Source organism: Vibrio scophthalmi LMG 19158, from assembly GCF_000222585.1.
Taxonomy (GTDB): Bacteria; Pseudomonadota; Gammaproteobacteria; order Enterobacterales; family Vibrionaceae; genus Vibrio; species Vibrio scophthalmi.
The window spans coordinates 1-4,779 of sequence record NZ_AFWE01000039.1 but is presented as its reverse complement, the minus strand read 5'-3'; the positions used below and the strand labels follow the sequence as shown (position 1 = coordinate 4,779).

The window sequence follows — 4,779 nt, the reverse complement described above, 5'->3', positions numbered from 1 at the left end:
AAGCACAAATATGACTTCTTGATGAGTAAAACAAGCAATGAAATTAAAGAGGTTATTTCTTTCAGTGACGATGACTTCAATATACTAAAGAGACTCAGAAATAGTGTGGCGCACGGACTAAATTACAATACGGTGATAAGTGGAGAAATCACAAAGGAGGTTCAATTAAAAGATCGCCTTTTAACATTGTTAATGTACTTTGTTTTTCATGAGCTTGGTTTTAGTGACACCCAAATAGCGAAAAGTTTAAGCTACACTCATAACCCATTCATACTTAATGCAGGTGGTAATGAGAGAGCTAGAGATAAACTAGCTGGTACTGCGCGTTTCATTACTTTACAGGAAGATGTCGACCTTAACGATTTTGGGGCTTTTGACTATATAGTTGTTGATTACGAGCTTAATAATCGTCAGTTTACATTAAACAAGCCCCTGTCTTATGAAACAAAACATCAATGGCATGGTAGTGGCGTATCTGACGTTCGAGATTTTGTTGAGGATAAGCTTCCCAAAGACAGTAACGCTGAGCTGGAATATGTTAATAAGTTATACATTTCCAGTGGTAGAAATGAAAAACTCTATTATGGAGTTATTTTGTTAACTCATAGGTAAAGCTTCAACACACTTTTCCTAATCTGGAAACACATTAGGGTAGTGACACTAACGTGCTTTTGTCCAAAGATATGCCAGCGGATCGTCGCTAGCACGTTTGTGCCCCAAACCTGGTTGTCTAGTGGTTTACTGCGTTTGTCTGGTAACACACTATGTTATACATTATCTAATATCATTATGTGCCGAGAGAAGTGAAATATGAGTAAAATGCGACCATCAAAGAAAGAACTTCTTGAGGGAATGCATCTTTCTACTGTAGGTGCTGATGAAATTGCAAATGTAGCACCAGGTAAGTTAGGGCTAGAGCAAAACGATTCTCTTTCGGAAGAAGAGAAAATGAGACTAGTTTGCTCTCGTTTTTTGGATATCAAAGAAGATGACTTAATGGAAGGCGATGAGTTTTTCTATGAATTAGATTCGGGGTCTGACTTGCAATACCTGTAGTTATTCAGGCCTTTCTAATTTAGTCAAGGCGCTGACACGTTTATGTCCAAAAGCAATTTAGAGCCATTAAAATAAAAACGTGCCAGGCTTTATGGCTGGCACGTTATGTTGGGGATCTAATCTATCAGAATTCTCTGCATTCTATCTTGTAGCTTCTAAGCCGTCTGGTCTTTGAATGCTTTTAGGTTGTGTATCCTTGCATCAGCTGGGATGCCTTTCTCTCGTGATACACTCAGCCTTTTCCACACGCTTTTGCTTCGCTCCAGTTCTACAAATGTTGATTGAGGTATTCCTTGTATAACCATGAACAACAAGAAGTCTTAACTTGTGTCCCATAGAGCGGATTCGGGCTTGTTGGCAGTTCTTCTGCCAACTTTGGCACATCAACTGCCAGTCTTGGCACATTGAGTGCCAGTTTTGACATTTCACCTGCCAGTAGGTGGAGCTAGGTTATCCGCTGCCATAGCTTTCATTTTACATAGAGCATCAACTTGGTTTTTGAGTGATTCAGTCCCTTTTTTATAAACACTTCAATTATATAGGCAAATTTAACAGTCCAAACTAATAGTTATAAAGGTTGTCATAAATCACTAAAAATATTCTAAAGATAGATCCATTTGATTTATTATGTGCTTTTTTGCAAGTGGCTGATTTCTGTAATTTTTTCATATTTACAGTTTTTTCCTTGTTGGTTAGAGTGCGCTCAACACAACCCCCTACTGAGGATAAAATCTTGTTAAATCAGAAACTAAAATCAAAACAGCGTTACATGACTTTCTCTGACTTTGTTGAAGTCTTCAAACGAAGTGTTCGAAACGTCCATCAAAAGTCTACGAAAAATGCAGACGATTCGAAGCTAAACCAATTGAACCACCATTTCGGTGAGTATGATATTGCAGAGATACAGCACGTAGATATCCTAGAATGGATGGATTATGTGGAAGACAATAAACGTTATAAAAACAAAACATTGAATGAGTATTTTCGCCTGTTGAGAGCAGTGTTTAATGTTGCTCTGCATAATGAAAACATAACCAAGTCACCAATGGCTGGGATTAGAAACAGGATCCTAGGTGAGCATGACTCTGCATTCCCATTTACCTTAAAAGAGCTAAGAACTTTTGAAAAAACGTTGACGGCTATCGATAGTGGTAAAGCCCTTTGCCTTGTTATGGCATATAGCGGTCTGCGAACATGTGAAGCTATCGCCTTAAGAACTTCAGATGTAGATCTGAAAAATAAGACCCTTACAGTTCAAAACTCTATGGTAATGGGTGAACTGAAATGTACAAAAACCGTACATTCACAACGCAAGATCCCCATTAATAGTAGTTTACATACTATTTTAAGGGAGCAACTCAAACGTGCCGCTAACCATAGCGAAGTGAAATTAAATCGCGTAGGCCGCGATGGTAAAACTCGCACTCAAGAGAAATGTGTTTTTCTGTTTACTGATCAAAATGGAAATCATTTTAGAGATGTAAAAGATGTCACTCAAAAGTTCTGGAAGAAGTTCATTAAAGACGCGGATCAATTGCATCTAAAAACATACTGTGAGTCGATCGAAGCAAGGGGTATTTCTCAGATGCGTCACACGTTCGCTAGCCACGCGTTGACAGCGGGAGTGAACAAGGATTGGTTGGCGAAAGTCATGGGGCATGCTGATACAGAAATGATTGATAAAGTTTATGCGAAGTGGATCGTCGAAGATGCAGAAGACCAGACTAACATATTAGATCTGCATTTTAAGAAGAAAGCCGCTAACACGAATGGTAAAGATTTATTTGGTGAGGTGGCGTAATGGCTGGTAGTAGAAATCAGAAACCCCCATTGTATCAATACCTGTTTATAAACCATGGTGGATTCGAATTTGTGTTGAGGGCTATTTGTACTAGGAGGAGCTATGAAGCCCATACACTTGTTCTTTAGTATCGCTAATTTTACCTATAGTTCAACAGACAGAAAAGCCCTTAAAAAATCACTTGCTCACTCTTTGCGTATACCCCTTTTGCAAGTGAAGACTTTGGAATGGCGTGATGAATTTGCTGGTTATAACCTGATAGATCGCTATGGGAGAACGGAAAAGCTGTCTCAGTTCAACGATGAGGAAAAGGAGGAGATTTTATATAATCTCCTACCTGAACCAAGGGTCGCTAAACGTAACGTTAAATTAAAGAAACGGGCTGAATCCAAGCGCAAGCTAAAAGATGCAATGGCATCGGAGCTGAAGCGTGGTAATCATGATGCCGCTGATTTAATGAACCGTTGGCATGAGGTGCGAGATGATCAGGCGATTCCGCCAAGCTGGTGGCGTAAGCTTCGTGATAACCCACCAGTTATGGCGAGAGCGAAACAGCGTATGTCAATGCTCACTGAGTATTTTGATTTACATAATGAGCTATGTGGGTCAGAACCAAGATCTAATCAGGCGTATCTGCAAGAGGTCGTTTTCAAAATTCCACATCGATGGAAAGTTGATACTAGTATTGTTCCATTGGAACAATACTCAAAGATGGCAATGGCGTTTTATGAGAAGTATTTCCCTGACTTTGAGATACCTCTAGTGTTAACCCATCATGATGAACGACTATTAAATGTTGATACTGGCGCACACTGTCATGTGTATGTGTCAACACTGAATAAGAAAACTAAGTGCCGAGATTTATTGAAACAACAGCGCATCGCTACGGCAAGCTTCCAGCGTTCATTCGGCCCTGTGCATTCAACTGAGATGCTGCCTCTAGATGGAAAACTACAAGGTTGGCAGCTTTCAATTTCACAATATGAGTTTAACAGGATGTTTTACTCGTTCGTTAATCATCGATTTTTGAATAATCTTGGTTTACAGGCAGAATTTGCTCATGAAGAAGAGCGGCGTTCTGAGCAACGACGAATAATGAATGTTCAATCAAGCTTACCAAAGTCACAACGGAGTTTTAATCTTGAAACGATGGTTCAAGAGGAAATTAAAAAGGAACGGTTGAATTTGGTCGAGATACAAGCATTACTGTCTTCGACAGAGAAGCAACTAGAAGAAAGTAGAGATGCGTTACTTATGGCGCAAATGTATCATGCGGAAGATCTGGTAAGGTATGATTTGGAGATATTACAGAGGCGAGAAAAGCTAACGTTTCTGGAAGCTCAAATCGAGGAGAAAAAGCAGGAATTAACTCTAGTTAAAGAAGCCCTCGTTGCTATGAAAACGCAGTTGTCAGAAGTGACCTTAAAGGTTAAGGCAACCATAGTGGCGTTGGTTGAAGCTAGTTTTATGCAGCTAGTAATGAAAGCAAACAAGAGACCTGCATTGGTAGAAAAGTTTACCAATATGTTTCTCGATAACCTCAATGAAAGCCTTCCAGGATTTCTACAGCCGCTAGCAATTTCTGCTCAATCTCTAATGACTAGCAAGAAAGCAGAGAAAGTCTTTCGAGCTTCTATCTCTGAGAACGAACTTTCCTAACAAAAACCTGTCTTTTTTAACCATACCTAAAAGAGACAGGTTGCTCCTCACAAATCTCCATTTAAAAAACAGTTTAAAATAGACACTATTTCGTAGACGGTTTAAAGTAGACAAAACGCTATTTTAGGGAAATACAAAATGATAAGAGCTTATTTAAGAGCCTCGACCAATGAGCAGGACTCCTCTCGTGCTAAGCAAGAGTTACGAGAATTCGTTAAATCCAAAAATCTACAGATTGCTTCTTTCTATCAAGAGAACATCTT

At 39.3% G+C, this 4,779-nt stretch carries 5 protein-coding genes and 1 pseudogene; 5 read left to right on the top strand and 1 reads right to left on the bottom strand.

Annotated elements, in window-relative coordinates; all coding sequences use genetic code 11:
- Together RH88_RS01875 and RH88_RS01870 are read left to right on the top strand one after the other, a co-directional pair.
- On the top strand, window positions 1–612 hold a 612-nt coding region (locus tag RH88_RS01875), incomplete at its 5' end, for a hypothetical protein (protein WP_005593074.1).
- Between the two features lie 198 nt (window positions 613–810).
- On the top strand, window positions 811–1,056 hold the full coding sequence (locus RH88_RS01870; RefSeq protein WP_005593073.1) for a hypothetical protein: 246 nt from the start codon (window positions 811–813) through the stop codon (window positions 1,054–1,056).
- A 268-nt stretch (window positions 1,057–1,324) separates the two neighbouring features.
- Here the strand turns inward: RH88_RS01870 and RH88_RS23505 are convergent, their stop codons facing one another.
- Entirely contained in the window at window positions 1,325–1,480 is a 156-nt protein-coding gene (locus RH88_RS23505) for a hypothetical protein (protein ID WP_160162580.1), read from the bottom strand.
- A 309-nt stretch (window positions 1,481–1,789) separates the two neighbouring features.
- Here RH88_RS23505 and RH88_RS01865 point away from each other — a divergent pair, with 309 nt between their 5' ends.
- The 3 genes and pseudogenes from RH88_RS01865 to RH88_RS01855 all read left to right on the top strand — a co-directional run.
- Window positions 1,790–2,857 carry a tyrosine-type recombinase/integrase gene (locus RH88_RS01865; RefSeq protein WP_005593072.1) on the top strand — a complete coding sequence of 356 codons (1,068 nt, stop codon included), beginning with the start codon at window positions 1,790–1,792 and terminating at the stop codon, window positions 2,855–2,857.
- 102 nt (window positions 2,858–2,959) lie between these two features.
- Window positions 2,960–4,516 carry a kinetochore Spc7 family protein gene (locus tag RH88_RS01860; RefSeq protein ID WP_005593071.1) on the top strand — a complete coding sequence of 519 codons (1,557 nt, stop codon included), beginning with the start codon at window positions 2,960–2,962 and terminating at the stop codon, window positions 4,514–4,516.
- Between the two features lie 138 nt (window positions 4,517–4,654).
- A pseudogene (locus RH88_RS01855) lies at window positions 4,655–4,779 on the top strand (recombinase family protein); the annotation flags it as partial.